Source organism: Mesorhizobium sp. BR1-1-4 (assembly GCF_020165375.1).
Classification (GTDB): domain Bacteria; phylum Pseudomonadota; class Alphaproteobacteria; order Rhizobiales; family Rhizobiaceae; genus Mesorhizobium; species Mesorhizobium australicum.
Window position 1 is genome coordinate 115170 of record NZ_JAIUIB010000007.1, and the last position, 26298, is coordinate 141467.

Genomic DNA, 26298 nt, shown 5'->3' on the forward strand with positions numbered 1-26298 from the left:
CGCAATGCCGCTATCGCGGCCTGTCAGGCGACAATCAATGCATGGCGGCAAAGACAACGCAAGCTGGCGCGCCGGTCTGGCTCAGGCTCCGGCGGGCCAAGGCAGCGTCGTCTCAAAGGCAGCCGCGGCCTTCAGCACGGCGAGGTCGCCGCGTGGCTTGCCGACCAGCTGCATGCCCATCGGCCGGCCCCTGTCGTCGAAGCCGACGGGAACATTGACCGCCGGGCAACCGCCCAGGGTGGCGAAGGCCGAAACCTGCATCCAGCGATGATAGCTGTCCATTGCCCGCCCCCCGACCTCGCGCGGCCAATGGGTGCCGACATCGAACGGAAAGACCTGCGCAGTCGGCAGCGCGATGAGGTCGAAGCGGTCGAAGATCGACAGCAGCGTGCGGTACCAGGAGGTTCGGACGACCGAGGCCGCGCGTATCTGCGGCGCCGTCAGCCGCATCGCGTTTTCCACTTCCCATACGGCTTCCGGCTTCAGCAGGCCACGCCTGGCGGGGTCGTCATAGTGTACTTTCAGAGCGCAGCCGCTGCTGGCCTGGCGCAGCGTCACGAAGGCCTGCCAGAGTGCCTCGAAATCGAAATCCGGTCGCAAGGGCCCGGTCAGGAAAGATACATCCGTGAACCGTGCGAGTGCTGCCTCGCATAAGTCGAGGATGCCGGGCTCGATCGGCAGATGGCCGCCGAGATCGCCGAGCCAGGCGATACGGCCACCGGTCGCCGCCGTCGCCAGGCCTTCGAGGAAGGAGCCTTGCTTCTCGTAGGAGAGGGGCGCCTGCGGATGGTAGCCAGCCTGCACGTCGAGCAACAGCGCCATGTCGGCGACGTTGCGGCCCATCGGCCCCTCGACGCCCATCTGCGCGTGGAAGACCTCGAAGTCGGGACCGCTGGGCACGAGCCCCTGTGACGGCCGGAAACCGTAGACATTGTTCCAGGCCGCCGGGTTGCGCAGCGAGCCGCCGAAATCGCTGCCATCGGCGATGGGCACCATGTCCAGCGCCAGCGCCACCGCCGCTCCGCCGCTCGAGCCGCCGGCGGTCAGCGCCGGATCGAAAGCGTTCAGCGTCGGCCCGAAAACATTGTTGTAGGTGTTGGAGCCGAGCCCGAATTCGGGAACGTTGGTCTTGCCGATGATGATGGCGCCGGCGTCGCGGATGCGTTCGACGAAGAAATCGTCTTCCCGCGGCACGAAATCGGCGAAGATCGGCGAGCCGAACGAGGTCCTGAGGCCGGAGGTCGAGGCAAGGTCCTTGATGGCGATCGGGAGGCCAAAGAGCGCGCCGGTGCCATCCGTCCGGCTGATATCGGCGGCATCGGCCTCGCGCAGTATGTCGGCACGGTCGCGCAGCGAGACGATGGCGTTGACCAGTGGATTGACCGCGTCGATGCGGTCTAGGAACGCCGTCACCACCTCGCGCACGGAGAGTTTCTTCCGGCGGATCGCACCGGCAAGTTCGACAGCCGAAAGGCGGCAGATGTCGCTGGCCGCCGGTACGGCATGCTTCGTGCGGGGACGCATCATTTCAACCGGCCTCTTGCAGCGCCTGGTCGACATCCTTGGCCAGTGGGATCGCCGGCTGGGCGCCGGGCTTGAGGCAAGCCAGCGAGCCGGCGGCGCCGGCACGCGCCAATGCCTGTTCGAGCGTGAGGCCCGACGACAGGCCGGCGGCGAAATAGCCGCAGAAAGTGTCGCCGGCCCCGACCGTGTCGACCGGCGTGATCTGCAAAGCAGGGACGGTCAGGAATTCGCTTGGCGTTGCCGCCATCACGCCGTCGCCGCCGAGCGTGACGACGATGATGCGTCCAGTCTTGCTGGCATAGTCGCGCATGCGCGCCGCACGATCGCGGCCTTTCAGGGCCAGGGCTTCGCCATAGAGGTCGAATTCGGTTTCGTTCGCGACCGCATAGTCGGCCTTGCCGAGGAAGGCGGCTGCCCCGCCATGGAAAGGGGCCGTGTTGAGGACAGTGATCGCGCCGGCCGCCCTTGCCTGGTCGAGGGCCGCATCGACCGTCGCGAGCGGAATTTCATGCTGCAGCAGCACGACGTCGCCCTTTGTCAGAAAAGCCTTGGAGAGGTCGCCGGGCACCACGGAAGCGTTGGCGCCGGGCACCACGGCGATAATGTTTTCGCCGTCATCGCCGACCATGATCAGCGCCGTGCCGGTCGAGGCAAAGGTCTCTCCCACGCCCGACAGGTCGACCTTGGCCTCGCGCAGCAAAGCCAGTGCCTCGGGGGCGAAATTGTCCTTGCCAACGGCGCCGACCATGCGCACCTGAGCGCCGGCACGCGCGGCGGCGAGTGCCTGGTTGGCGCCCTTGCCGCCGGGGGCCGTCGTGAAGCTGGAACCGCTCACCGTCTCACCGGGGCTCGGCAAGCGGTCGACATTGGCGATAAGGTCGAGGTTGATCGAACCGACTACGATAATCAAGAAATGCCTCCTGCCGATGCGCGGAAGCTATCCTGCCAAGCCGTTCGATGCCAGACCACGCGAATGGTCCAGCGTGATTTGCCGCCTCACTCGCATCGCACGGTGACGATGCCCTGATAGTTGCCGGCGGGAAAGATACCGCTCGACTTGGTGGCGGTGAGGTCGATCTGCATGGCGTGGGTGCCATTGGCGACCCTTTGCGGCACGCCCCCATTATTGTCGACTCCCGAGCCATCGAGGCGGAAGACCGAGGCGAAGGTCACGTTGGTGCCGCCGCCGCTCGGCGCGGAAGAGAATGCGGCAGGCGCCGGCGCTGAAACCGAATAGCAGTCCAGCAAGTTGAGCAGCGAGCACAGCAGGGAACTTGCCACCACGGTGGCGCTGGCGCTTGATCCGCCTGCCTGCTTGGAGCCCAGTATGCCGATGGCCGGATTGGCGGTCATCGTGCCCGATGCCCCGACCATGATGGTGCAGGTGCCGATGATCGCGGCCTGCGCCGGAAGGCAGCAGCCGGCGAGCGCGGCCATCGCGAGCAGCGCGCGGCTATTTCTTCTTCTTTTTCTTGCCATCGCCGCTTCCGGTCCTGATGCTCCAGCCTTCGTTGGCCCATCCGGGTGACGCGGCCACGGGCGTAGGTGAGCTGGCGGCCACGCTCGCGGTCGGCCCGTCACCGCCCAGGCCCATCTTGAGGAGCTTCAGCTCCAGCTGCAGGCGCTCGACCTCAAGCTCGTAGAGGCGGCTGCAGTCGACGCGCTTCGGCGTACGCCCGATCGGAATCACCACGCGGCCGTAGGTGGCGATGTCGTTGTTCGCCTGATTGTTGCCTCTGATAACGCCAAGATCGAGATAGGCACCGGTGCCCGATACGGCGGAGCGGCAGGTGGTTCCGTCGGAAGCGTGGACCTCATCCTGCCCTTGCGGCAAGGTCACGCCGGGCAGGTTGAAGCCGCTCTCATTCTGATTGAGGTTGTAGACATCCTCGGCCAGAACCGGCGAGATCCCTGCCCAGGTTGCCGCAAACGCGACTGTCAGGACTTGCGGTGCCCAAAAAACTTTCCGCATATCTGTGCCCTTATCTGCGTCTGTTGATTGGGAAAGGGGATGCTCTCGGTACAGATACGCACTTTACGCTCGGCAGCGCCGCCGAAGGGCACGACCACAAGGACAGGACGGGAAGCCTGCGAGCCCAGTTGGAAAACGCTCGGAGAGATCTTGGCATCCACTGGCTGAAAATTCTGATCGTAGACGTGGATTTCGACCTTGATCTTCTGGCCGTAGGGATTGGCGGGAAACACGCGGACCGCGAAGGCGTCGGTGAAACTGTTGACCTCACCCCGCATCGGCGACATCGACTGGGCGTTGGCGGCAATGGCCGGCAGGCCGACGGCCAGCGCCGTCGCCAGGATTCGTGCATGTTTCAAGGATCCCTCCTTCGCGACGGCTATTCGCAGCGCAGTGTTACCGTTGCCTGATAGTTTCCGGTGGCGAAGCGGTTGCTGCCGCCCTTGGTGCCAGCGAGATGGACCGAGACAAGGTCGGCGCCGGGGACAGCGAGGGCGGTGGTGGCCCCCGTTTCAGCCGTCGTGTGGGCGCCGCTGGCCGAATAGGTCGGTGTCCAGGTGGTGGCGGTGCTGTCGGCGGCGGGCACGGTGGTGAGGGTCACCGGATCGACGCTAAGTGAAACACCTCCGGTGGTGGTGAGCGTGACTGTTCCAGCCGAACCGCCGCTGTTGTGGGAGCTCAGCGACTGAAGGTCGGCGCTCACCGTCATGGTGCCGTTGGTGCCGACGACAAGCGTACAGGTCGCGGTGACCGTGCCATTGAAGATGACATTCTGCGTTGTGGCCATCGCCGCGTGGTTCAGGCACGTGACCAGCAAGGCTGCACCAAACACGGTGCGGAACAACTTCATCGAGATTCTCCTATTAAGTCGGATCGCCCGAATTAATATGGGTCATCATCGCTTTATCGTGGTTAATTTAGCGTAAACTTAAATAAGATATCGCAATAACGCTCGTGAAGAAACCGGCGGTTGTCCACGGTTGTATCCAGAAGTTCCAAAATCAAGCGCAATAATACTGCGTATTTCCAAATACTAATATATTTTCTGTGGCAGAAAGCAAAAATCGACATTTCACGACGAAATCTGCCCCGCCTCCCAGCCGAGGATGGCGCGCTTGCGGGTCAGGCCCCAGTGATAGCCGGTGAGATCGCCTGATTTGCCGATGGCGCGGTGGCAAGGCACCACGAAGGAGAGCGGGTTGGCGCCGTTGGCGGCGCCGACCGCGCGGCTGGCGCTCGGCGCACCGATGCTGGCCGCGATCGAGGAATAGGTACGGGCCTTGCCCATCGGAATCTGGAGCAGCGCCTCCCAGACGCGGACCTGGAAGTCGGTCCCGATCATGACGACATGAAGCGGCTGATCGGCGCGCCACAGCGTCGGCTCGAAGATGCGCGCGGCATAGGGCCCTGTCGCTTCCCTGTCCTCGATATAGAGCGCGTTCGGCCAGCGGCCGGACATGTCGGCAAAAGCGGTGCGTTCCTCGCCCCCGTCGCAGAAGGCGAGGCCGGCAAGCCCGCGGTCGGTGGCCATGATCAAGGCAGTGCCGAACGGGGAGGTGTGATAGCCGTAGCGGATGGTGAGGCCAGCGCCGCGCGTCTTGTAGTCGCCCGGTGACATAGCCTCATGGGTGACGAACAGGTCGTGCAGCCGGCCGGGGCCGGACATGCCCAGTTCGAAGGAGGTTTCGAGCAGAGGCATGCCGGAATCGAGCAGCCTGCGCGCATGGTCCAGCGTCACCGCCTGCAGGAAGGCCTTGGGCGACAGGCCGGCCCAGCGGGTGAAGAGTTTTTGCAAGCCGGTCGGCGTCTCGCCGACCTCCTCGGCCAGTTCTTCCAGCGATGGCTGGTCGCGATAGTCGAGACTGATCTTTTCGATGGCGCGGCGTACGATTTCGTAGTCGCTGCCCTCAGGCGTGATGTCCTTCTTGAGGACTGCCGTGTGTGTGCTCATGGACTGTCTCCTTGGGCTGGAATATCGCCCCTCGGGGCGCCGATCGCCACCCGAAACCTGCCTTCTTGCAGCACTTGCCCAGATAGACTCGGGATTCGAGCCAGGGAGCCGCTGATGGCTGGCGAAAAAGTCCATCTGACAGGGGCAAAAGAGACCTTGCTCATGACACTCTACGGCAAGGCTTTCCCGGAAATTCCCTGGAATTGCTTTTAGCGCGCCTTGGCGGTCGCCAGCGCGCGCGAGAAGGCGGTGGCGAAGCTCTCGCGCGAATCGGGGTCGAGGAAGCCGCCGATCGGCACGTTCTGGCCTTGTGCCTCCACGGTCATTCTGATGATGCCGATCTCGGCGTGCCGGGCGATCGAAAACCGTACCCAGAACGGATTAAAGCGATGCGCTTCCGACTTTCCCGAGGGGGCCGTCTTGCGAATGTCGAGGCTGGTGCGCGAGACCGACACTTCCTCGCGGGCGCGTGCAGCCCGGTAATTGACGCGGAAGGCGATGTAGACGGCCACCACGTCGAGGCCGAAGAAGCCGAACACCGGCCAGGCACCGCGCGACAGGAAAAACGCACCCGTCACCAACCAGCCGAACATCAGTGCGCCCATCAGGATCAGGAAGCCCGTCCTGCCCAGCGACCGGTGCGGGGTCAGCAACGCATGAAAGAAGGGCTCGTCAGCCTGAAACGAGGCGTTTGTGTCACTCATGACAGACTATTATAGGAGGGAAATGGCGCGTCCCAAGTCCAATGAGTCTTCCATGCCCGAAAAAGAGCTGCCGGCCGGACGCCGTGATGGCTCCAATGCCAAGCCGCGCCCTCGGCCGGCGCGGCGCTCGTCCCGCTACAGCCCGGCTGAAGTGCATGAGATTTTCCGGCGTTTTTCGGTGCAGCGGCCGGAGCCGAGGGGCGAACTCGAACACGTCAATGCCTTCACGCTGCTGGTGGCGGTGGTGCTTTCGGCGCAAGCGACCGATGCCGGTGTCAACAAGGCAACGCGGGCTCTGTTCAAGGTTGCGGACACGCCGCAAAAGATGCTGGCGCTCGGTGAAACCAAGGTCGGCGACCATATCAGGACCATCGGTCTCTGGCGCAACAAGGCCAAGAACGTCATCGCCCTATCGCAGGCGCTGATCCGCGACCATGGCGGCGAGGTGCCGGATGACCGCGATGAACTGGTCAATTTGCCCGGTGTCGGGCGCAAGACCGCCAATGTCGTGCTCAACATGGCCTTCGGCCAGCATACGATGGCGGTCGACACGCATATCTTGCGCATCGGCAACCGGCTTGGCCTGGCGCCCGGCAAGACGCCGGAACAGGTAGAGCAGGGGTTGTTGAAGATCATCCCGGACGAATATATGCGCCATGCGCATCACTGGCTGATCCTGCACGGACGCTATGTCTGCAAGGCGCGCAAGCCGGATTGCCCGGCCTGCGTCATTGCCGATATTTGCAAGGCAGAGGTGAAGACGACCAGCATTCCGGCGCCCCTGGTGCCGATCGCCCCGCTTGAAACTGTCGCCGCCGAAGATCAGGCGCCGTAGCCGCGCGCCATCGCCGCCGCGAACACCGGGATCAGGCTCGGCCGGACTATCAGAAGAACGACTATCTCGGCTGGATCGGCCGCGCCAAGCGTCCGGACACCAGGCGAAAGCGGCTCGACCAGATGCTGGATGAATTGCAGTGTGGCGGTGTCTACATGAATATGGTTTGGCACGGCTGAAGTTCTGCTTCGATTACTAGGCCTTCCCTGGATGATGGCGCGTATCCCCCTGGCCCTTGCCCCGCACCAGCGATTTGCTAAGCGCTGAGGATCAGCGAGGCATATCGTCATGAAAAATCCGCACGGTGTTCCGGTCATCGAGACCCAGCGAACCATTCTAAGGGCGCACCAACTGAAGGATTTCGACGCCTATACCGCCATGTGGGCCGACCCCGTCGTCACCCGTTTCATCGGCGGCAAGCCGCGCACGCGTGAGGAAAGCTGGATGCGCTTCCTGCGCCATGCCGGCCTGTGGTCGCTGCTTGGCTACGGCTTCTGGGCCATCGAGGAGAAAGCGACCGGCCGTTTCATCGGTGAGGCCGGGTTCCACGATCTGAAGCGCGACATGGAGCCGTCGATCGAAGGCATTCCCGAGGCGGGGTGGGCGCTCGCACCGGCCGCGCACGGCGCCGGTCTTGCCACGGAGATCGTCAGGCGCGTGCATGGCTGGGGCGACGAGACGTTCGGAGGTGCCAGAACCGTCTGCATCATCGATCCCGAAAATTCGGCTTCGCTGAACGTCGCCAGGAAGTGCGGCTATATCGAGCTGACGCAGACCCTCTATCATGATGCGCCGACCATGCTGCTGGAGCGGCTGCCCTGAGGGGTGTCAGGCGAGGCGAGGGCGCCGACAATCACCCGGCCAGGCGCTACAAACGCGCAATCCGGACGGAAAACCGCTGCACACCTTGACCTGCCGCAGCCGGCCTTGGGGGCAGCTTCCCTACATGGGCGGCGAACGGAGGTTGGAGGCCTTTCCGACGCCATCACCGCGGGAGCTAGGGCAAAGCCGCCGTCGCGAGGCTCGCCTGCTCCAGCATGGAGGCATCCTCGCCGAAGGCGCGAGTGGCGCGGGCCGCCGCCTCGAGCAGCGGGCGCTTCATGCGCTCAAGGAAGGCAGCGTCGACGCGCGTGCTTGGACCAGCCAGCGTCAAGGCGCCAAGCAGCGCGTGTCCCGGCCCGAAAACCGGCGCCGAGACGCCTGCCGTTTCGGGGTCGCGGTCACCCACAGCGAGACAATTGCACGTTTTGCGGATGGTTTCGTAGGGTTCGCCCTGCTGTCCCGAAAACGCCGCCAGCACGCGCCCGCCCGAACCAGCCAGCAGAGGCAATACGTCGCCTTCGCGTATCGTGTAGCGGATCGGATGCTTGGATTCGACCCGGTAAAGACAGGTGCGCACGTCTCCCGAGCGGACGTAGAAGGCAACACTCTCCCAACTTCGTTCGGAGAGATCGCGCATGATCGGCAACAGGATGTCCACCGCCACCACCGAACACTGGTAAAGCGCGCCCAGCCGAAAGGCGGCGGGTCCGACGCGATAGCGCCCATCGTCCAGGCGCTCGAGCAGTTGCCCGCGCAACAGCGAATTGGCGAGCCGCAGGATCGTGCTTTTGTAAAGACCGGTGCGCATCGCGATTTCAGCAAGACTTAGCGAGCGGTCGGCCGTGCTGAAGGCATCCAGGATGGCGATCGCCCGGTCGAGTGCCGCAACACCTTCGACGGAGGTACGCCGGATTTCCGCATCAGCCGAGTTGCCTGGTAAGTCCATTGCGGTTCCCAATTCGGTGAAGCCCGAGCGGAACCACTCTGTCGCGCCACCGGACCGTTCTGTCCAGTAGAATGTCGTTCCTGTTGACGGAACAAGGTAAAATCTGCTTGAACTTGATCACGGGTCTGTGAACAGGCGCGTTTTGGCAGGCACCGGAGGAGGTGTCGTGATCTGGAGGAATCCCATGCTGAACAGACGCAGATTTTTGATGAGTACGGCGGCGGCTGGCGCGGCCGGGCTGGTGGCATCGCATTTCTCACCCGCCTTCGCCGAAGGTGCGCCTCAAGTCCAGATCTTCGTGCCGGCGGCGCCCGGCGGCGGCTGGGACCAGACGGCGCGCACGATGGATCAGGTGCTGCGCGGCGAGAAGCTCATCTCCGGCTCGCAGATCACCAATGTCGGTGGTGCCGGCGGAACGGTAGGGTTGCCGCAGTTCATCAATCAGTGGAGCGGCAAAGGCAATGCGCTCATGGTCGCGGGCATGGTCATGGTGGGCGCCATCATCGCCAACAAGGCGGCCAACAACCTGACCCAAGTCACGCCCATCGCCCGTCTCACCGGAGAGTTCGAGGCGCTGGTGGTGCCGGCGGACTCGCCGTTCAAGACGGCCGCCGATTTCGTCGCGGCACTGAAGGCCGATCCGACGAAGGTTCCTGTCGCGGGCGGCTCGGCCGGTGGCTCCGACCACATCCTGTTCGGCCTGATCGCCAAGACGGTCGGCGTTCCGGCTCCCAGCCTCTCCTATGTACCGTTCGCGGGCGGCGGCGAAGCTCTGTCGGCATTGCTCGGCAACCAGGTGGCGGCCGGCATTTCCGGCTTCGGCGAGTTCTCCGAGCAAGTCAAGGCGGGCGCGCTCAGGCTGCTCGCCATTTCGGCCGACAAGCGCCAGGACGGCATCGACGCGCCGACGCTCAAGGAAGCCGGTATCGATGTGGAACTGTTCAACTGGCGCGGCGTCTTCGCGCCGCCCGGCATTTCCGACGCCGACAAGGCGGCCATGATCACGCTGGTCGAAGCCATGGCCAAGAGCGATGCATGGGCGACCGAATGCAAGAACCGCAACTGGACGTCCATCCTGCTCACCGGCGACGACTATGCCAAATTCGTCACTGAGGATTCGGCTCGCATCGAGGCCATCCTCAAGGATCTCGGTCTCGCCTGATTTCCCCAAGGGGGCGGCTCGTGCCGCCGCCTCCTTTTCTCGACGCATCGATCGCATGCGGCCATGCAGCGTGAAGGTACGACGAAGCCGGCTGCTGGAGGCGGCTGTTTTGGCCACCAGATCGTGGCCATCCATAGCGGGGAGGACATTCATGAGCACCACCGACCAGCAGGCAGTGCCGCCGCGACTTGCCGTACCGGAATTGTTGATCGGCGTCGGCCTCCTGGCCTGCGCCGGGGCCGTCGCCTGGCAGACGCTGGCGATCCCGGTCTCGCCGCTCTATTCCAAGGTTGGTCCGACCGTCTTTCCCTATCTGACCATGGTCGGCCTGATTGTGCTTTCCCTGCTGCTCATCCTCGCCGCGCTTCGCGGCGGCTGGCAGCCGGAGGAGGAAAAGGAAACGCCGACCGACTGGAAGGCGATGGGCTTCGTCGTCATCGGTCTGCTGGCCAATCTTGTGCTCATCCAGCCGCTCGGTTTCACCGCCGCGTCGGTCATCATGTTCGTTCTCGTCTGCTACGGCTTCGGCAGCAGGCATACGCTGCGCGATGTGCTCACCGGCCTGGTGCTGGCGCTGGCTGCTTATTTCGGCTTTGCCAAGGCGCTCGGCGTCAACATCGGCGCTGGTGTCGTCGAGAACCAGCTGAACATGGTGATCGACGCGTTCACCAGCACGCTGGGAGGCTGACGCCATGGATACGCTCGGCCATCTCGCACACGGTTTCGCGGTCGCTTTCAGCCCGACCAATCTTTTGTGGTGCCTGCTCGGGACGACGCTTGGCACCGCCATCGGCGTGCTGCCTGGCCTTGGGCCAGCACTGACCATCGCGCTGCTCTTGCCGATCACCTATCAGGTGGCGCCGGAGGCGTCCTTCATCCTGTTCGCCGGTATCTATTACGGCGCCATGTATGGCGGCTCGACGACGTCGATCCTTCTCAACACGCCCGGCGAGAGCGCGACCATCGTGACGGCGCTGGAAGGCAACAAGATGGCCCGCTCCGGCCGCGGCGGCGCAGCACTCGCCACCTCGGCGATCGGCTCGTTCGTCGCCGGCACACTCGGCACGCTGGGCGTCGCCTTTCTGGCGCCTATAGTGGTCAAGTTCGCGCTGGCCTTCGGCCCGGCGGAGTATTTCTCGCTGATGGTGCTGGCATTCATCACTGTTTCGGCGGTGCTTGGGTCGTCGTCGGTGCGAGGCTTGACCAGCCTGTTTGCCGGCTTTGTAATCGGGATGATCGGCGTCGATCTGCAGACGGGCCAGCCGCGCTTCACCTTCGGCATGACCGAGTTGCTCGACGGCGTCGACGTCATCATCGCCGCCGTCGGCCTGTTCGCGGTTGGCGAGACGCTCTACATGGCCTCGCGCCGCTATGCCGGCAAAGACGAGATCGTGCCGCTGAAAGGCTCGCTCTACATGACGGCGGCCGAATGGGGGCGTTCGTGGAAGGCCTGGCTGCGGGGAGCGGCGATCGGCTTCCCGATCGGCGCCATGCCGGCCGGCGGCGCCGAGATCCCGACCTTTCTGTCCTATGCCATCGAAAAGAAACTGTCGAAGCACAAGCAGGAGTTCGGTACGGTCGGCGCCATCGAAGGCGTTGCAGGGCCGGAAGCCGCCAACAACGCGTCCGCCGCCGGCGTGCTGGTGCCGATGCTGACGCTTGGACTGCCGACCTCGGCGACGGCGGCGATCATGCTCTCGGCCTTCCAGAGCTACGGCATCAATCCGGGACCGCTGCTCCTGACGACACAGGCCGACCTTGTCTGGGGCCTGATCGCCAGCCTGTTCATCGCCAATGTCATCCTGGTTATCCTCAACCTGCCGCTGATCGGCCTGTGGGTGCGGCTGCTGAAAATTCCCGCGCCGCAGCTTTATGCCGGGATCCTGGTGTTCGCCACTGTCGGTACCTATGGCATCTCGCAGTCGCCGATCGATCTCGTCATCCTCTATCTCCTGGGCGCCGCAGGCTTCCTGATGCGGCGGTTCGATTTTCCGACCGCGCCCGTCATCATCGGCATGATCCTGGGACCGCTCGCCGAAACCCAGTTCCGCCGGGCGATGACCATCTCGAACGGCGACTGGTCGGTGTTTTACAAGCATCCGTTGTCGCTGACCCTGCTGACGCTCGCCTTCATCGGCCTGGTCGGGCCGCATGTCTGGGCCTTCATCGAAAACCGGCGGCGGCGCGGTCCCGAACATGTGCCGGGCGATGCCTGAGCGATCTGAAAAGATATGACAGACTTGCTTTCCGGTATCCGCGTCCTCGACCTGACCAATGTGCTCGCCGGGCCTTACTGTGCCTATCAGCTGGCCTTGCTGGGAGCCGACGTGATCAAGGTCGAGGGGCCGCAAGGCGGCGATCTGGCGCGCCAGCTCGGCGGCTCTCCAAAGCTCAACAATGCCGGCATGGGCGCATCCTTCCTGGCTCAGAACGCCGGCAAACGATCGGTCATGCTCGACCTCAAGAAGGACACGGATCGCGGGCGCTTCCTCGACCTGGTCGCCAGCGCCGATGCGCTGGTGGAGAATTTTCGGCCCGGCGTGATGAAACGCCTCGGGCTTGCCTACGAGATGCTGAGGGCGGTCCGCCCGGGCCTCGTCTATTGCGCGATATCGGGTTTCGGGCAGAGCGGGCCGATGCGCGACAACCCGGCCTATGACCAGATCATCCAGGGTCTTTCCGGGATCATGAGCATAACCGGCACGCCGGAAACCGCGCCGCTGCGCGTCGGCTATCCCGTCGCCGACACGCTGGGAGGCTTGGTCGGCGCGTTCTCGATCGCCGCGGCGCTGGTCAGGCAGAAGACATCGGGCGAGGGCGCGTTCCTCGACGTGTCGATGCTCGAATGCACGCTTTCCGCGCTTGGCTGGCCTGTTTCCAATTACCTGACGGCAGGGGTCGATCCCAAGCCGATGGGCAATGAGAACATGACGGCGGCTCCCTCCGGCGCCTTCCGCACCGGCGACGGGCTCATCAACATCGCCGCCAACAAGCAGGAGCAGTTCGTGACGCTGTGCCGGCTGATCGGACGGCCGGAACTGGCGTCGGACCCGCGCTTTGCCGAGCGCGAGACCCGCAAGCAGAACCGTGCCGCGCTCAAGGTCGAGATCGAGGATGCTCTGGCAAGCGATCCGGCGGCAATTTGGGAAGAGACGCTCAACCGAGCCGGCGTGCCGGCGGGCCGGGTACTGACGATCCCGCAAGTGCTGACCGAACCACAAGTGCTCGAACGCCAGGTGACGGCTCGTTTCGAGGATGTGGCTGGCATGGATGGGCCGCTGACCGTCCTGCGCGGCGGGTTCATGGTAGACGGTACGGCACCGTTGCCGACGCGGCCGCCGCCTGTGCTGGGCGAGCACATGGACGAGGTGTTCGCCAGCCTGCCGCCGCGCGCCAAGGCAAAGGCCCTGACATGAGCGGCGTGGAGAAGAAAACAGGCCGCGCGCGCGGCGAGGAATGGTGGCAGACCGGCATCATCGAGATGAGCCCCGGTGTGATCCGGCTGCGCGGCTACGAGATCCAGGACCTGATCGGCCGCGTCAGCTTCCCGGCTGTCATCTGGCTGATGCTGCGTGGCGAATTGCCCAGCGAGGACGAGGCGGCACTGCTCGGCATTGCCTTGGGGGCGGCCGTCGACCACGGGCCGCAGGCGCCGTCGATCGCCATCGCCCGCATGGCGGCGACCTGCGGCGTCGGCATCAACAGCGCCATGGCCTCGGCCATCAACGTGCTGGGCGACGTGCATGGTGGCGCCGGCGAGCAGGCGCTTTCCTTCTATGGCGATATTGCCGTGGCGCTCGATGGCGGCATGGGCCTCAACGAAGCGGTTTCGACACGTCTCGACCGGCTCTTCGGGCAGGAGAAGGGCTATGTGCCGGGGCTTGGCCATCGCTTCCATCCTGTCGATCCGCGCGCGCCGCGCCTGCTGGAACTGGTCAGAGATTTTGCCGCGCGTGGCGTGGTCAACGGCCGCTTTGCCGACATTGCCGAGGCGATCGAGGCCGACGTCGCGCGGCGCAAGGGCAAAAAAATCCCGCTCAACATCGATGGCGCCACCGCCGTCATCTATGGCGAACTCGGCTTTCCGCCGCCGCTGACGCGCGGACTCTTCGTGCTGTCGCGTTCCGTCGGCATCCTGGCGCATGCCTGGGAGCAATCTCAGCAGTCCGAGCGCAACAAGGGGCCGCTGCCGCGCGAATGGCTGTGGGCCTATAGCGGCCCGCCGGCACGGCCGCTTCCTGAAGATGAGGGCGCGGACAATTGAGGCTTATGCCTGCTCGAGCGGCGCGGGTCCGGGAAACTTCAAGGTGTTCACCAGCGTCGAGAGATCGGGCTCGTCGATGAGCATCGCGGCGTCGGCCGGCGCCAGCCAGGCCCGCTGCCGCCGCTTGGCTTCCTGCCAATCGGCAAGCTCTTCCGTCACTTCCAGCAGAAACACGACGACGTCGACGCGGACAAAGCGGTTGGCCAAACGTTTCCAGTAGGAATAGGTGCCCGCCGGCTGCTTCAGCGTCTTGCCGAGCACGCCGGCTTCCTCCAGTGCCTCGATGGTGGCTGCCTTGCGCCCGCTCTTGCCTTTCATCGGCCATCCCTTGGGCACGATGAAGCGTCTCGTGGTTCTCGATGTGACCAGCATCACCTCGATGCCGCCATGCGCATTCAGCCGGAAGGGGATCGCCGCCACCTGGCGGATCCTTTCGCCTTTACTGGCCAGGCGTACGGCCTTCTTCTTGGTGGCTGCCATCTCAATAATCCAGTCGCTGCAATGCCCTTTAACGTGCTGCGACGCCTTTGCAAAATCCAAACTGCCGCAGGGGCACCTGAAGTGCCCTATCATGTAAGTCGGCTAAATAAAAGAAGCTGCCGTTCGTCAGCGGCAGGTGCTCACGGCGGTGTTGCCGATTATCTGCGTCTGGCAGCTCGGCCTAACCTGCGGCACGACCGGCGGCGGTTGCTGGACGATGATGCGATCCTGGGCACGATACTGCTGTTGCTGCTGCTGAAACTGCTGCCGCTGAACCCGGTTTTGCAAGGCCTGCAGATCGTTCTGCTGGATGACTGTGTTGTTTCTGACCGTGGGATTGAGCACCTGCGCGGAAGCGGGCATCGCAAAGCCGGCGCAAACCGCTCCAGCCAGCACCACCAATCTTGATATCATCGATGAACGACGCGCACACATCCATCTATTCCTGCAAAAAAATCTCATCACACCAGATATATAGGGCTTTTGCCCGACGATGCCATGCGTGAATGCCGATCACCCTCACACCAACCGCGCCCGCTCAAGGGCTGCCACCCGCGCTGGCTGCGTGTTCCGGCAAGGAAGAAGGGTCGGTTGCCGGTTTCAACTTTTTTCCACCAAGGGGTGGGAGATCGAAGGCCGCTTCGGCGCGGCGGAGAATCTGCTGGCACCCCCCGCATTGCACTTGACGGAGGCGATCGATTCGCCGCTCTATCGGGTCGGCGCCGGCCTCGAGCTGAATTGCGTCGATGGCGTCGGCATGTCCGTCAGGTATAATGGCGCCTTCGGGGAAACGGTCAAACAGAATGCAGTCAGCGCGTCTTTCAAGGTCAGTTCTAGGCTGGCTCGAGGCGGAGCCGGGCGGGAGAGATCTTGATGAGGAAATACGCGTATTTCGCAGCAGTGCTGGGTGCTGCCTGCATCGCAGGCCTGCCGGCCATGGCGGCGCAAACCAAGGGCGACAAGGTGGCGGCAACGCCGCCCGCCGCAGCTGACGTGCCGCAACTGCCGGGTGGTGCTTCGGCCTTGTCCGAAACCCATGGCGACTGGACGGTCAATTGCCAGATATCGGGCACGAACAAGGTCTGCAGCCTGTCGCACCAGCAGTTCAACAAGCAAAGCAACCAACGGCTTTTGGCGATCGAGCTGTCGAGCAAGACCGGCGAGGATGCGACCGGAACGCTTGCCCTGCCTTTCGGTCTGGCGCTTGCCAAGGGTGTCGCGCTGACCATCGACGATCAGAAGCTCGACGGCAGCCTGCCGTTCAGCACCTGCCAGGTGGTCGGCTGCCTGGTGCCGGTGGCGTTCGATGCCAATGTCACGCCGCTGCTCAAGAACGGCACCACGCTCAAGATCGATGCGTTCGCGGCCGATACGGGGCAAGTCGTAAGCTTTTCCATCCCGCTCAATGGCTTCGGCGGTGCGCTTGCCCGCACGGCGGAGCTTTTGGCCAACTGACGGCTTGGCTCACCGCAAGCGACAGGGTGTTGGCGGCAAACGCTTCCGCCGACACTTGTCAGACGACGATGGTTTTCAATCTATCGGCGATGAGCGCGGCAAGCCGTGCCGCTACCTCGTCCTTGGTCATTTCAGGCCATTCCTCGACGCCGGCCTTCGACACGATCCGCACCCGGTTGCGATCACCCCCCATCACGCCTGAAGGACCGATGCCGCTTTGGTGCGACACATCGTTGGCGACGATGAGATCGGCCCCTTTCTTCGTGAGCTTGGCCTCGGCGTTGCGCAAGAGATCCTGCGTCTCGGCGGCAAAGCCGACGACCAGGCCTGGTCGTTGCTTGTGATGGCCGACACCCGCCAGGATGTCGGGGTTTTCGACCATGCGCAGCACCGGCGGGCCTTCGCCCACGACCTTCTTGATCTTCTCACCGGCTGAATTCTCGGTGCGCCAGTCGGCAACGGCGGCGACGAACACCGCGGCGTCGGCGGGCAGAAGCTGTTCCACAGCGTCGCGCATCTCCTGCGCCCGTTCGACATGGAGGGTCTTCACTCCGGCCGGATCGGCGATGGTGACGGGACCGGAGACGAGGCGCACATCGGCGCCGAGCCTTGCCAATGCCGCGGCGATGGCGTGGCCCTGCTTGCCGGACGAGCGGTTCGCGATATAGCGAACCGGGTCGATCGGCTCGTGCGTCGGGCCTGACGTGACGATGATCTTGCGCCCGGCCAGTGGCCTGGGGCCGGCATCGAGCAGCGCCTCGACCGCGGCGACGATCTCAAGCGGTTCGGCCATGCGGCCTTCGCCGGCCTCGTTGCTCTCTGCCATCTCACCCTTGGCAGGGCCGACGAAGGTGATGCCGTCCTTGCCCAAGCTCGCGCGGTTGCGGCGGGTGGCGGGATGCGACCACATCCTGGGGTTCATCGCCGGGGCCATCAGCACCGGCTTGTCGGTGGCGATGAGCACGGTCGAGGCCAGATCGCTGGCATGGCCATTGGCGAGCTTGGCCATCAGGTCGGCGGTGGCGGGCGCCACCACCAGGAGGTCCGCCTCGCGCGACAGCCTGATGTGGCCGACGTCGTGCTCGTCATTGCGGTCGAACAGGTCGGTGAAGACATGGTCGGCGGAGAGCGCACCGACCGACAGCGTGGTGACGAACTCCTGCGCCGCCGATGTCATGACGACGCGCACCGCCGCGCCGCGCTCGCGCAGCCGACGGATGAGGTCGAGCGCCTTGTAAGCGGCGATGCCGCCGCCGATGATAAGCAGGATGCGCTTGTTGGAAAGCGTGCCTCGCGGCAAGCTCTTGCCTGCTAGTGCCGACGCCGGGGTCAGGGTGGCTTGCGAAGTGGCCAGTTCGTGAAGGGCTTTCTCGATCTGGTCGAGACGGCCAACAGGGCCGACCTGGCCCTCGACGGCGGCCCGGATCATCACCCGCGCCTGTTCTTCCATGGAGCGATCGTTTTCCGCCGCCAGACGGCGCAGCAACTCCTTGACCTCATCGTCTAGGTTGCGGATCGTGATGCTGGCCATGTGATTGCACTCTACTCATCTTACTTGATGGCGATGATAGCAATGCAATCAAATTGCCGCAAGCAGCTGGCTTGCCGCGAACACAGGCCTAATGAAGCTTCCAGGCAATGTAGACCAGCGTCAGCGCGATCACCCATAATGCAACACGGCCGGAACGGCTGTAGCGCGCTTCGGCCTTGCCTATGGCGCGGGCGGTCGCCTCATCGAAGCGCAGGCCGTGCTCGGCCATCAGGTCGATCTCTCGCGACAGCCGTTCCGTACGGGCCGCGAGTTCCGGCGCCTGGCGGATCAGCGCCAGCATCGCCTTGCCGCCGTCGCGCGCGTCGGCCAGCAGGCCGCGCGGCCCGAGGTTCCCGGCTATCCAGCCGCCGACCACCGGTTCGGCGGTCTTCCACATGTTGAAAGCCGGATCGAGCGTGCGCGCCACGCCCTCGACAACCACCATGGTCTTCTGCAGCAGGATCAATTCCGGCCGTGTCGCCATGTCGAAGAGTTCGGTCACCTCGAACAGCAGCGTCAGAAGCTTGGCCATCGAAATGGTTTCGGCGGGTTGGCCGTGGATCGGCTCGCCGATGGCGCGGATCGCCTGCGCGAAGGCAGAGACATTGTGCTGGCGCGGCACATAGCCGGCCTCGAAATGGACTTCGGCGACGCGCAGATAGTCGCGTGTGATGAAGCCGTAGAGGATTTCCGCGAGGAAGCGGCGCTCCTTCTTGCCGAGGCGCCCGGCAATGCCGAGATCGACGGCGACGATGGTGCCGTTCGCCTCGACGAACAGATTGCCCGGATGCATGTCGGCGTGGAAGAAGCCGTCGCGCAGCGTATGGCGCAGGAAGGACTGGATGAGGTTGGTGGCGATTGCCTTAAGGTCATGGCCGGCGCTTTGCAGGCCGGCGATGTCGTTCATCTTGACGCCGTCGACCCATTCCATGGTCAGCACGTCGCGGCCGGTGCGTTCCCAGTCCACCGAAGGGACGCGAAAGCCAGGGTCTTCCCTGGTGCTTTGGCCAAGTTCCGAGAGCGCGGCCGCCTCGAGGCGCAGGTCCATCTCGATCCTGGTGGTCTGCGCCAGCGTCTCGGTCACCTCGACCGGCCTCAATCGGCGCGACGACGGTATGTATTTCTCCTGCAGGCGGGCGGCGAGGAAATAGCTTTCGAGGTCCTGGAAGAAGCGGCGGCGCACGCCCGGCCGGATGACCTTGACCGCTACCTTCCTGGCGACGCCACCATCGACGGTTTCAGCGGCATGGACCTGAGCGATGGAAGCCGCGGCGACCGGGTCGCCGAACTGCTTGTAAAGATCGCCGAGTTTGCGCCCGAGCGAGGCTTCGATGGCGGCGACCGCTTCGGCCGTCGGGAAGGTGTGCATCTTGTCCTGCAGCATGGCGAGATCGAGCGCCATGTCGTTGCCGACGACATCGGGCCGCGTCGCCAGGAACTGGCCAAGCTTGACGTAGGATGGGCCGAGCCGGACCACCGCCTTGGCCAGCCGATCGCTGCGCTCATAGGCGAGCGCGCGGCGGCGGGTGAACAGCCGCGCCAGCCGCCAGCCGAATTTCGGCAGGCCGGATAGTTCCTCGCCGGGCAAGGCGGCAACGACGCCCTCGCGCACCAGCACCCAACCGGCCCGTACGAGCCGGAACGCCGCGCTGACGGTGCTCATGGCCGCGTCCGCCCTACCGGTTCATCGAACTGGCGCAAGGCTCGTCGCGTGAGGAAGATCGGCGACGGCTTCAAAGCTTCCAGCCCGAATGCAGGGCCGCTATGCCGCCGGAATAGTTGCGGAAGGAGACGCGGTCGAAGCCGGCCCGAGAAATCATCGCCGCGAAGTTTTGTTGATTGGGGAATTTTGCGATCGATTCGACCAGATAGGAATAGGGCTCGCCGTCCCCGGTGACCAACTTGCCGATCCTGGGGATGGCATTGAACGACCAGGCTTCGTAGACCTTGTCGAGCAGCGGCATCTCGACCTCGGAGAACTCCAGGCACAGGAGACGGCCGCCGGGCTTCAGCACGCGCAATGCCTCGCCCAGGGCCACGTCGATATGCGGGACATTTCGAATGCCGAACGCGATGGTGTAGGCGTCGAAGCTGGCGTCAGGGAAGGGCAGTTCCTCGGCGTTGGCCTCGACGAAATCGGTGTTGCCGGACAATCCCTTCTTATCGGCCCTGTCGCGCCCGACGGCGAGCATCGAGCCATTGATGTCGAGCACGGTGGCATGGGCATGGCCATGGCTGGCATCGACGATGCGAAAGGCGATGTCGCCGGTACCACCGGCAACGTCGAGCACGCGCCAGCCCGCGCGCTTGGGCGGATTGAGCCAGGCGACCATGGCATCCTTCCACAGCCGGTGCAGGCCAGCAGACATCAAATCGTTCATCAGGTCGTAGCGGTTGGCGACCTTGTGGAAAACATCGTTGACCAGGGATTGCTTCTCGCCTTCCCCTACACGCTTGAAACCATAGGAGGTTTCCATGCCGCTGGCGGCCGTGGTTCTCTCAACTGACATTTTTTTGATCCGTCATAAAACCGGCGGGACCATAGCCGATCGATGATGCGGGCGCTATTGTTTAAGGCGCGGTGTTCAGCCGCGCTTCCAGGTGGTGGGTTTCAAGACCTGGACTGACCGACGGGATGTTTGAATGCCTCTGAAAGCGGAACTGCACTGCCACATCGAAGGGGCAGCGGCGCCCGATCTCGTCATCCGCCAGGCGCAGAAATACGGCAAGGACACTTCGCCTTATATCCAGAACGGTTCTTTCGTCTGGCACGATTTCACCTCCTTTCTCGCGGCCTATGACTTCTCCGCCGACCTGTTCCGGACCGAGGAGGATTATGCGCGGCTGGCCGACCACTATCTGACCAGCCTGGCCCGCGATGGCGCCATCTACTCCGAGGTGTTCACCTCGCCCGACCACGCGACGAAAGCCGGGCTGTCACCCAAGGCCTACACCGATGCGCTCGGCGAAGGCATGCTGCGCGCCAAGGCAAAAACCGGCATCGAGGGGCGTATGATCGTCACCGGCGTGCGCCATGTCGGTGTCGAGTCGATAGAGCGTGCGGCACGCTTCGCGGCGCGCTGTGGCCATCCGCTGGTCACCGGGTTCGGCGTCGCCGGCGATGAGCGCATGGGCGAGATGGAGGACTATGTCAGGGCTTTCGAGATCGCGCGCGAGGCCGGGCTCGGCATCACCGTCCATGCCGGCGAACTGACGGGCTGGGAAACCGTCCAGGCGGCACTCGACCATATCCGCCCGTCGCGCATCGGCCATGGCGTGCGCGCCATCGAAAACCCCGACCTTGTCCGGCGTATCGCCGACCAGGGCGTCGTGCTGGAATGCTGCCCCGGCTCCAATGTCGCGCTCAAGGTGTTCGACAGTTTCGCCGACCATCCCTTTCCCGCCCTGCAGGCGGCCGGCTGCAAGGTGACGCTCAACTCCGACGACCCGCCCTATTTCTGGACCTCGCTGAAGCGCGAATACGATATCGCCGCCGAACATTTCTCGATGAGCGAAAAGGCGCTTGCCGCCGTCACCAGAACCGCCATCGAAGCCGCCTTCGTCGACAGGAAGACCAAGACAGCGCTTCTTGGTCGGTTGGACGCGAAAGTTCGGTGAACAGTGAGTAGTCGGTAGTCGGTAGTGGCGGTGCACGCATCGAGCGGTTGAAGGGCGGCGCTTTCACTGACGCAGGGACTCGCAAATCGGCTCACTATTCACTACTCACTGTTCACCACTCACTATTCCGTCGGAGCACATCATGAAGGGCGTCACCGTCGTCGATCATCCGCTTGTCCAGCACAAGCTGACCATCATGCGCAAGAAGGAGACCTCGACGGCCGGCTTCCGGCGGTTGCTGCGTGAGATATCGCTGCTGCTCGGCTATGAGGTCACCCGCAATCTCGAACTGACGACGACAACGATCGAAACGCCTATGGAGACGATGGAGGCTCCGACGCTGGAGGGCAAGAAGCTGGTCTTCGCCTCGGTGCTGCGCGCCGGCAACGGCTTGCTCGAAGGTTTGCTCGACCTGGTGCCGGCGGCCCGCGTCGCCCATGTCGGCCTCTACCGCGATCATGAAACGCTGGAGGCCGTCGAGTATTTCTTCAAGGCGCCGAGCGACCTCGCCGACCGACTGGTCATCGTCGTCGACCCGATGCTGGCGACAGCCAATTCGGCGATCGCGGCGATCGACAAGTTGAAAGATCGCGGCGCCACCAACATCCGCTTCCTGTGCCTGCTGGCGGCGCCCGAAGGCATCGAGCGCTTTACCACGGCGCATCCGGATGTTCCGGTCTTCACCGCGTCCATCGACCGCCAGCTCAACGAGAAGGGCTACATCATGCCCGGCCTTGGCGATGCCGGCGACCGCATGTACGGGACGAAGTAATACCCGAGCAATGTGCTTGGTATTTTTTACCAGGCCTTTACGCAAAGACGTGGTTCCGGCGCGCGTTAAAGCGGCAAACACCATCCGGCGCTAATGATCAGCTCTTCACAAAGGCCGATCCATGCTGCGCAAGCTTCTCATTCTCAGCGTCTTTGCCGGTGCGTCGGCATCGATCCCGGTCGTCTACCAGTCGAATCCGCGAATATTCGAAAACCTGCTGAAATCGGCGGTGACGGCCAAGCCAGCGGCCGAGACGCAACCGGATGTCAGCCTGGCCTCCGTTCCCGACAAGCCGGTAGCGCCGCTGCCGACCGGCCGGAAGGTCGTGGTCGCGGCGGACGGGCGCGGACACTTCTCGTCGACCTTCAAGCTCAACGGCCGTCAAGTCGACGGCATGATCGACACCGGTGCGACGCTGGTCGCGGTCAACATGTCGACGGCACGCCGGATCGGACTGTCGCTCAATCCCTCCGATTTCAGCCACGAGGTCAACACCGCCAACGGCACCATCAAGGCAGCCGTGGTGACGATTGATCGCTTGCAGATCGGCAGCATCAGCGTCGAGGGTGTGCAGGCGATCGTACTCGACGACAGGGCACTGCGCACCAACCTGATCGGCATGAGCTTTCTCAACAGACTCGGCAAATACCAGGCCGAAAACGGCACATTGCTGCTGGTTCAGTAGGTCCACTCAGCCACGCGGCAGAATCCGCCGGATGACCGACTTGTCGGCGGCCGGCTTCGAAGCGCCGATCGCATAGGCTGAAAGCACGGTCGCGGCCGCCGTCTCGGCATCGGACGGTGAGCGGGCGTGGATCAGAGCCAGCGCATCTCCGGCGTGTACTTCCGCGCCTATGGGCAGCAGCCTTGTGATGCCGACCGAGGGGTCGATCCTGTCGTCGGGCCGGGTGCGCCCGCCGCCCAGGCCGACGACCGCGAGACCGATGTCGCGGGTGGCGATGCCAGTGACGAAACCCTCCGACGTCGCCTTCACCGCGATTTCCGTTGCTGCTTCCGACAGATATTTCTCTGGCTTCTCGATGAAATCGGCGGGGCCGCCAAGCACCGTCACCATGCGCGCGAAGGTGGCGGCTGCGCGGCCGCTGGCGAGTGTCTCGGTGGCGCGTCGCATGCCGTCCTGGTTCGACGACACCAGTCCCGCCGACTGCAGCATTTCGGCTGCCAGCGCCAGCGTCACGTCCTCCAGCCGCCGGTCGCGCAGGCGGCCGGTCAGGAAATCGACGGCATTGCGCACCTCGACGGCATTGCCGGCGGCGGAGGCAAGCGGTTCGTTCATGCCGGTGATCAGCGCCGAGACTTTCAGTCCGGTGCCGCTGGCGACCTCGACGAGGCTATTGGCAAGCGCGGTCGCATCTCGGGATTTCTCCATGAAGGCGCCATTGCCGACCTTGACGTCGAGCACCAGCGATTGCAGGCCCGCCGCGAGCTTCTTCGACAGGATCGATGCGGTGATCAGCGGCACGGACTCCACGGTTCCGGTCACGTCGCGGATGGCGTAGAGCCGGCGATCGGCAGGTGCCAGGTCGGCGGTTTGGCCGATGATGGCGCAGCCGGTTTCAAGCACGGCTTTGCGGAACAGCGTGATGTCGGGTTGGCTGATATAGCCGGGAATGGCATCCATCTTGTCCAGCGTGCCGCCGGTATGGCCGAGGCCACGGCCCGAGATCATCGGCACATAGGCACCGCAGGCGGCAACGATCGGCGCCAGCATCAGCGAGACATTGTCGCCGACACCGCCCGTGGAATGCTTGTCGGTGACAGGGCCTGGCAAATCCGACCAGTCGAGCACGTCGCCGGAATCGCGCATGGCCAGCGTCATCGCCACCGCCTCGTCGCGGTTCATGCCGTTGAAGAACACCGCCATGGCGAAGGCCGCGACCTGGCCGTCGGTGACGGTACCCGACGTCACGCCGTCGATGAAGGCGGCGATCTCGTGAGGCGCCAGCCTGTGGCCGTCGCGCTTGTGACGGATGATTTCCTGTGGAAGCATCAGCTCTCCAGCAGCCCGTCACGGAACACGCGCTGCAGCACCGTTGCCAGCCGCGATCCGCCAACCGGCGCCATGTCCTTGGTTTCCTGGTGCGAAAGCTCGGCTCCGGTCATGCCGGCGGCCAAATTGGTGATGACCGAACAGGCAGCGACGCGAAGGCCGAGGAAACGCGCGAGAATCACTTCCGGCACGGTCGACATGCCGACGGCGTTGGCGCCCATGATGCGCGCCATGCGGATTTCGGCCGGCGTCTCGAAGCAGGGGCCCGAGAACCACATGTAGACGCCCTTGTGAAGCGCAGTGCCGGTCGCCTTCGCCGCGCCTTCGATCGCGTCGCGGATACCGGCATCATAAGCTTCGGTGAGGCCGACGAAACGGCGGTCGCTGGGCTCGCCGATCAGCGGGTTGGTGCCGGAGAAGTTGATATGATCAGTGAGCAGCATCACCGAACCCGGCGGCATATCCGGATCGACCGAGCCGGCCGCGTTGGTGAGGATCAGTTTCGTGATGCCGATGCCGGCGAGCACTTCCAGCACCGGACGCATCGCCGCGGCATTCCCATGCTCATAGTAGTGGGCGCGGCCGGACAGCATGAGCACCGGAACGCCGGCAAACAGCCCGGCGACCACTTGGCCGGCGTGGCCGCTGACACCGCTCCTGGGAAAGCCGGGCAGGTCGGCATAGGAGACGCGGATCGGATTCTCGATCCGGTCGACCAAGCCGCCCAGGCCCGAACCCAGCACAAGCGCGGTCGACGGCGCCAGGCCGTCCAGCCTTTCGATAAGGTGGTCGACCGTTTTTTGCGTCATATCAGCCAGCTCTTCATTTCAGAATGTCGCCGCGGAAGCCGTAGGGCAGCATGTCGCCCATGGTCACGGTTTCGGCCACGCCGGTGTTGTCGCAGAGATAGAGCTTCGTTTCCGGGCGGCAGAATTCGGCCAGTCGCTGGCGGCAGCCGCCGCAAGGCGAGCATTTGGCCATGCGTTCGGCAAGGACGGCGATTTCAACGATCTTGCCGCCGCCGCCCATGATATAATGGCCAAGCGCGGTGGTCTCGGCGCACCAGCCTTCCGGATAGGAGGCGACCTCGATGTTGGCGCCGGTGAAGACGCGTCCGTCCTCGGTGCGTATGGCGGCACCCACCGGGAACTTGGAATAAGGCGCATAAGCCTTGGCCATGGCAGCCTTGGCCGCTTCGAACAGATCATGCGACATTCAGGTGTTCTCTCCGATGATCGTGTGCAAAACCCGGCGCTCGTCTGCGCCGAACTGTCGACCTTTAGCGTTCCTTGACATAGGGCACGCCGCCGGCGCGCGGCGGGATGGCCTTGCCGATGAAGCCGGCAAGCAGGATGACGGTGAGGATATAGGGCAGGGCCTGCATGAACTGCACCGACACCTTGCCGACAATGGGCAGCGGCGTTCCCTGCAGGCGGATCGACGCCGCGTCGAGGAAGCCGAACAGCAGACAGGCGAACATGGCGTTGACCGGCTTCCATTTGGCGAAGATCAGCGCGGCCAGCGCGATGTAGCCCTTGCCCGCGGTCATGTCCTTCACGAAGCCGCCATTCTGCACCATCGAAAGATAGGCGCCTGCAAATCCGGTCAGGATGCCCGTGCAGATCAGCGCGCGATAGCGCAGCCAGGCGACCGAGATGCCGGCGGTGTCGACCGCGGCCGGATTCTCGCCGACCGCGCGCAGCCTGAGGCCAAAACGCGTGCGAAACAGCACCCACCAGGTGAACGGCACCATCGCAAAGGCGAAATAGACGAGGATTGAATGGCCGGAGATCAGTTCGGCATAGATCGGACCGATGATCGGCACGCCCCTGATTGCATCGGCGCCGGGCCAGATGATCGCCTCGAATCGTTCGCCCGGTTGCAGCGCCGGCGTGCGGCCACCCTGCTGGAACCATGCCTGGCCGAGAATGATGGTCGATCCGGCGGCGACGAAGTTGATCGCAACGCCCGAAACGATCTGGTTGCCGCGATGGGTGATCGAGGCAAAGCCGTGCACCAAAGCGAAGGCGACAGAGATCAGGATCGCCATGCCGAGACCGATAAGCGCCGAATGGAACACGGAAGCCGCGGCAGCACCCGCGAAGGCGCCGACCAGCATCTTGCCTTCGAGGCCGATGTCGAAAATGCCGGCCCGCTCCGAATAGAGGCCGGCGAGGCAGGCAAGCAGCAGCGGCACTGACAGCCGGATGGTAGAGTCCAGCACCTGGATGATCGCGTTGAAGATATCCAT

General features: G+C 64.1%; 30 protein-coding genes. 12 read left to right on the forward strand and 18 right to left on the reverse strand.

The features are described from left to right. Positions 1-81: 81 nt before the first annotated feature. The 8 genes from LB571_RS16925 to LB571_RS16960 all read right to left on the reverse strand — a co-directional run bounded on the left by LB571_RS16925 (position 82) and on the right by LB571_RS16960 (position 6151). On the reverse strand, positions 82-1527 hold the full coding sequence (locus tag LB571_RS16925) for an amidase (protein WP_224596154.1): 1446 nt from the start codon (positions 1525-1527) through the stop codon (positions 82-84). 1 nt (position 1528) lies between these two features. After that, complete coding sequence (locus LB571_RS16930) at positions 1529-2434, reverse strand: ribokinase (RefSeq protein WP_140787913.1); 906 nt, start codon at positions 2432-2434, stop codon at positions 1529-1531. A gap of 86 nt (positions 2435-2520) precedes the next feature. Further along, positions 2521-3003 carry a hypothetical protein gene (locus LB571_RS16935; RefSeq protein ID WP_224596158.1) on the reverse strand — a complete coding sequence of 161 codons (483 nt, stop codon included), beginning with the start codon at positions 3001-3003 and terminating at the stop codon, positions 2521-2523. Continuing rightward, positions 2978-3496 carry a hypothetical protein gene (locus tag LB571_RS16940; protein WP_224596161.1) on the reverse strand — a complete coding sequence of 173 codons (519 nt, stop codon included), beginning with the start codon at positions 3494-3496 and terminating at the stop codon, positions 2978-2980. Before LB571_RS16940 ends, LB571_RS16935 begins: the two co-directional genes overlap by 26 nt. Then, positions 3463-3855, reverse strand: a complete 393-nt coding sequence (locus tag LB571_RS16945; protein WP_140661715.1) for a hypothetical protein — start codon at positions 3853-3855, stop codon at positions 3463-3465. The genes LB571_RS16940 and LB571_RS16945 overlap by 34 nt, the downstream gene beginning before the upstream one ends. Before the next feature lie 20 nt (positions 3856-3875). Then, a complete protein-coding gene (locus tag LB571_RS16950) occupies positions 3876-4346 on the reverse strand; it encodes a hypothetical protein (RefSeq protein ID WP_224596164.1) in 471 nt (156 codons plus the stop codon). A 222-nt stretch (positions 4347-4568) separates the two neighbouring features. Continuing rightward, positions 4569-5447 (reverse strand): methylated-DNA--[protein]-cysteine S-methyltransferase, encoded by an 879-nt coding sequence (locus LB571_RS16955; protein WP_015315730.1) that lies wholly within the window; start codon positions 5445-5447, stop codon positions 4569-4571. Between the two features lie 209 nt (positions 5448-5656). Then, complete coding sequence (locus tag LB571_RS16960) at positions 5657-6151, reverse strand: DUF2244 domain-containing protein (protein WP_140713227.1); 495 nt, start codon at positions 6149-6151, stop codon at positions 5657-5659. Between the two features lie 22 nt (positions 6152-6173). Between LB571_RS16960 and nth the strand changes: the two genes are divergently transcribed. The 3 genes from nth (at position 6174) to LB571_RS16975 (ending at position 7808) form a co-directional block, all read left to right on the forward strand. Continuing rightward, positions 6174-6986, forward strand: coding sequence for an endonuclease III (nth, locus tag LB571_RS16965; RefSeq protein WP_224596167.1), 813 nt, complete (start codon positions 6174-6176; stop codon positions 6984-6986). Positions 6987-7060: 74 nt separating this feature from the next. Then, positions 7061-7165 carry a YdeI/OmpD-associated family protein gene (locus LB571_RS16970; protein WP_140619009.1) on the forward strand — a complete coding sequence of 35 codons (105 nt, stop codon included), beginning with the start codon at positions 7061-7063 and terminating at the stop codon, positions 7163-7165. A 109-nt stretch (positions 7166-7274) separates the two neighbouring features. After that, a complete protein-coding gene (locus LB571_RS16975; RefSeq protein WP_140713231.1) occupies positions 7275-7808 on the forward strand; it encodes a GNAT family N-acetyltransferase in 534 nt (177 codons plus the stop codon). A gap of 175 nt (positions 7809-7983) precedes the next feature. Here LB571_RS16975 and LB571_RS16980 read toward each other — a convergent pair whose 3' ends face one another. Continuing rightward, the gene (locus LB571_RS16980) at positions 7984-8754 is read right to left on the reverse strand and encodes an IclR family transcriptional regulator (protein WP_224596169.1); all 771 of its coding nucleotides are present in this window, start codon (positions 8752-8754) and stop codon (positions 7984-7986) included. Positions 8755-8938: 184 nt separating this feature from the next. Here LB571_RS16980 and LB571_RS16985 point away from each other — a divergent pair, with 184 nt between their 5' ends. The 5 genes from LB571_RS16985 to LB571_RS17005 all read left to right on the forward strand — a co-directional run bounded on the left by LB571_RS16985 (position 8939) and on the right by LB571_RS17005 (position 14180). Further along, on the forward strand, positions 8939-9916 hold the full coding sequence (locus LB571_RS16985) for a Bug family tripartite tricarboxylate transporter substrate binding protein (RefSeq protein ID WP_015315736.1): 978 nt from the start codon (positions 8939-8941) through the stop codon (positions 9914-9916). 151 nt (positions 9917-10067) lie between these two features. Further along, on the forward strand, positions 10068-10604 hold the full coding sequence (locus tag LB571_RS16990) for a tripartite tricarboxylate transporter TctB family protein (RefSeq protein ID WP_015315737.1): 537 nt from the start codon (positions 10068-10070) through the stop codon (positions 10602-10604). A 4-nt stretch (positions 10605-10608) separates the two neighbouring features. Continuing rightward, positions 10609-12132, forward strand: a complete 1524-nt coding sequence (locus LB571_RS16995) for a tripartite tricarboxylate transporter permease (RefSeq protein ID WP_140618847.1) — start codon at positions 10609-10611, stop codon at positions 12130-12132. A 15-nt stretch (positions 12133-12147) separates the two neighbouring features. Continuing rightward, positions 12148-13332: a CaiB/BaiF CoA transferase family protein gene (locus LB571_RS17000; RefSeq protein ID WP_224596173.1), complete on the forward strand. Its 1185-nt coding sequence runs from the start codon at positions 12148-12150 to the stop codon at positions 13330-13332. Continuing rightward, positions 13329-14180: a citryl-CoA lyase gene (locus LB571_RS17005; RefSeq protein WP_140661724.1), complete on the forward strand. Its 852-nt coding sequence runs from the start codon at positions 13329-13331 to the stop codon at positions 14178-14180. The genes LB571_RS17000 and LB571_RS17005 overlap by 4 nt, the downstream gene beginning before the upstream one ends. A 3-nt stretch (positions 14181-14183) precedes the next feature. Here LB571_RS17005 and LB571_RS17010 read toward each other — a convergent pair whose 3' ends face one another. Continuing rightward, complete coding sequence (locus tag LB571_RS17010; RefSeq protein ID WP_015315741.1) at positions 14184-14660, reverse strand: NUDIX hydrolase; 477 nt, start codon at positions 14658-14660, stop codon at positions 14184-14186. A 126-nt stretch (positions 14661-14786) separates the two neighbouring features. After that, positions 14787-15095, reverse strand: coding sequence for a hypothetical protein (locus LB571_RS17015; protein ID WP_015315742.1), 309 nt, complete (start codon positions 15093-15095; stop codon positions 14787-14789). A 438-nt stretch (positions 15096-15533) separates the two neighbouring features. Here LB571_RS17015 and LB571_RS17020 point away from each other — a divergent pair, with 438 nt between their 5' ends. Next, a complete protein-coding gene (locus LB571_RS17020; RefSeq protein ID WP_224596189.1) occupies positions 15534-16115 on the forward strand; it encodes an invasion associated locus B family protein in 582 nt (193 codons plus the stop codon). Positions 16116-16173: 58 nt separating this feature from the next. On the opposite strand, the gene coaBC is transcribed toward LB571_RS17020, so the two are convergent. The 3 genes from coaBC to ubiE form a co-directional block, all read right to left on the reverse strand. Further along, positions 16174-17646 carry a bifunctional phosphopantothenoylcysteine decarboxylase/phosphopantothenate--cysteine ligase CoaBC gene (gene coaBC, locus LB571_RS17025; RefSeq protein WP_224596192.1) on the reverse strand — a complete coding sequence of 491 codons (1473 nt, stop codon included), beginning with the start codon at positions 17644-17646 and terminating at the stop codon, positions 16174-16176. An 88-nt stretch (positions 17647-17734) separates the two neighbouring features. Beyond that, positions 17735-19309, reverse strand: coding sequence for a 2-polyprenylphenol 6-hydroxylase (gene ubiB, locus LB571_RS17030; protein WP_224596194.1), 1575 nt, complete (start codon positions 19307-19309; stop codon positions 17735-17737). A gap of 70 nt (positions 19310-19379) precedes the next feature. Then, complete coding sequence (ubiE, locus tag LB571_RS17035) at positions 19380-20156, reverse strand: bifunctional demethylmenaquinone methyltransferase/2-methoxy-6-polyprenyl-1,4-benzoquinol methylase UbiE (protein WP_224596197.1); 777 nt, start codon at positions 20154-20156, stop codon at positions 19380-19382. Between the two features lie 133 nt (positions 20157-20289). Between ubiE and LB571_RS17040 the strand changes: the two genes are divergently transcribed. The 3 genes from LB571_RS17040 to LB571_RS17050 all read left to right on the forward strand — a co-directional run bounded on the left by LB571_RS17040 (position 20290) and on the right by LB571_RS17050 (position 22721). Then, positions 20290-21264: an adenosine deaminase gene (locus LB571_RS17040; RefSeq protein ID WP_224596200.1), complete on the forward strand. Its 975-nt coding sequence runs from the start codon at positions 20290-20292 to the stop codon at positions 21262-21264. A 142-nt stretch (positions 21265-21406) separates the two neighbouring features. Beyond that, positions 21407-22036: a uracil phosphoribosyltransferase gene (gene upp, locus LB571_RS17045; protein ID WP_224596204.1), complete on the forward strand. Its 630-nt coding sequence runs from the start codon at positions 21407-21409 to the stop codon at positions 22034-22036. Between the two features lie 121 nt (positions 22037-22157). After that, on the forward strand, positions 22158-22721 hold the full coding sequence (locus LB571_RS17050; protein ID WP_023793785.1) for a TIGR02281 family clan AA aspartic protease: 564 nt from the start codon (positions 22158-22160) through the stop codon (positions 22719-22721). 6 nt (positions 22722-22727) lie between these two features. Here LB571_RS17050 and deoA read toward each other — a convergent pair whose 3' ends face one another. From deoA to LB571_RS17070, 4 genes are all read right to left on the reverse strand, one after another. Beyond that, positions 22728-24047, reverse strand: coding sequence for a thymidine phosphorylase (deoA, locus tag LB571_RS17055; RefSeq protein ID WP_224596208.1), 1320 nt, complete (start codon positions 24045-24047; stop codon positions 22728-22730). Beyond that, the gene (locus LB571_RS17060) at positions 24047-24856 is read right to left on the reverse strand and encodes a purine-nucleoside phosphorylase (protein WP_140713251.1); all 810 of its coding nucleotides are present in this window, start codon (positions 24854-24856) and stop codon (positions 24047-24049) included. The genes deoA and LB571_RS17060 overlap by 1 nt, the downstream gene beginning before the upstream one ends. A 13-nt stretch (positions 24857-24869) precedes the next feature. After that, the gene (gene cdd, locus LB571_RS17065) at positions 24870-25262 is read right to left on the reverse strand and encodes a cytidine deaminase (RefSeq protein ID WP_015315753.1); all 393 of its coding nucleotides are present in this window, start codon (positions 25260-25262) and stop codon (positions 24870-24872) included. Between the two features lie 64 nt (positions 25263-25326). Further along, positions 25327-26298 carry an ABC transporter permease gene (locus LB571_RS17070; protein WP_015315754.1) on the reverse strand — a complete coding sequence of 324 codons (972 nt, stop codon included), beginning with the start codon at positions 26296-26298 and terminating at the stop codon, positions 25327-25329.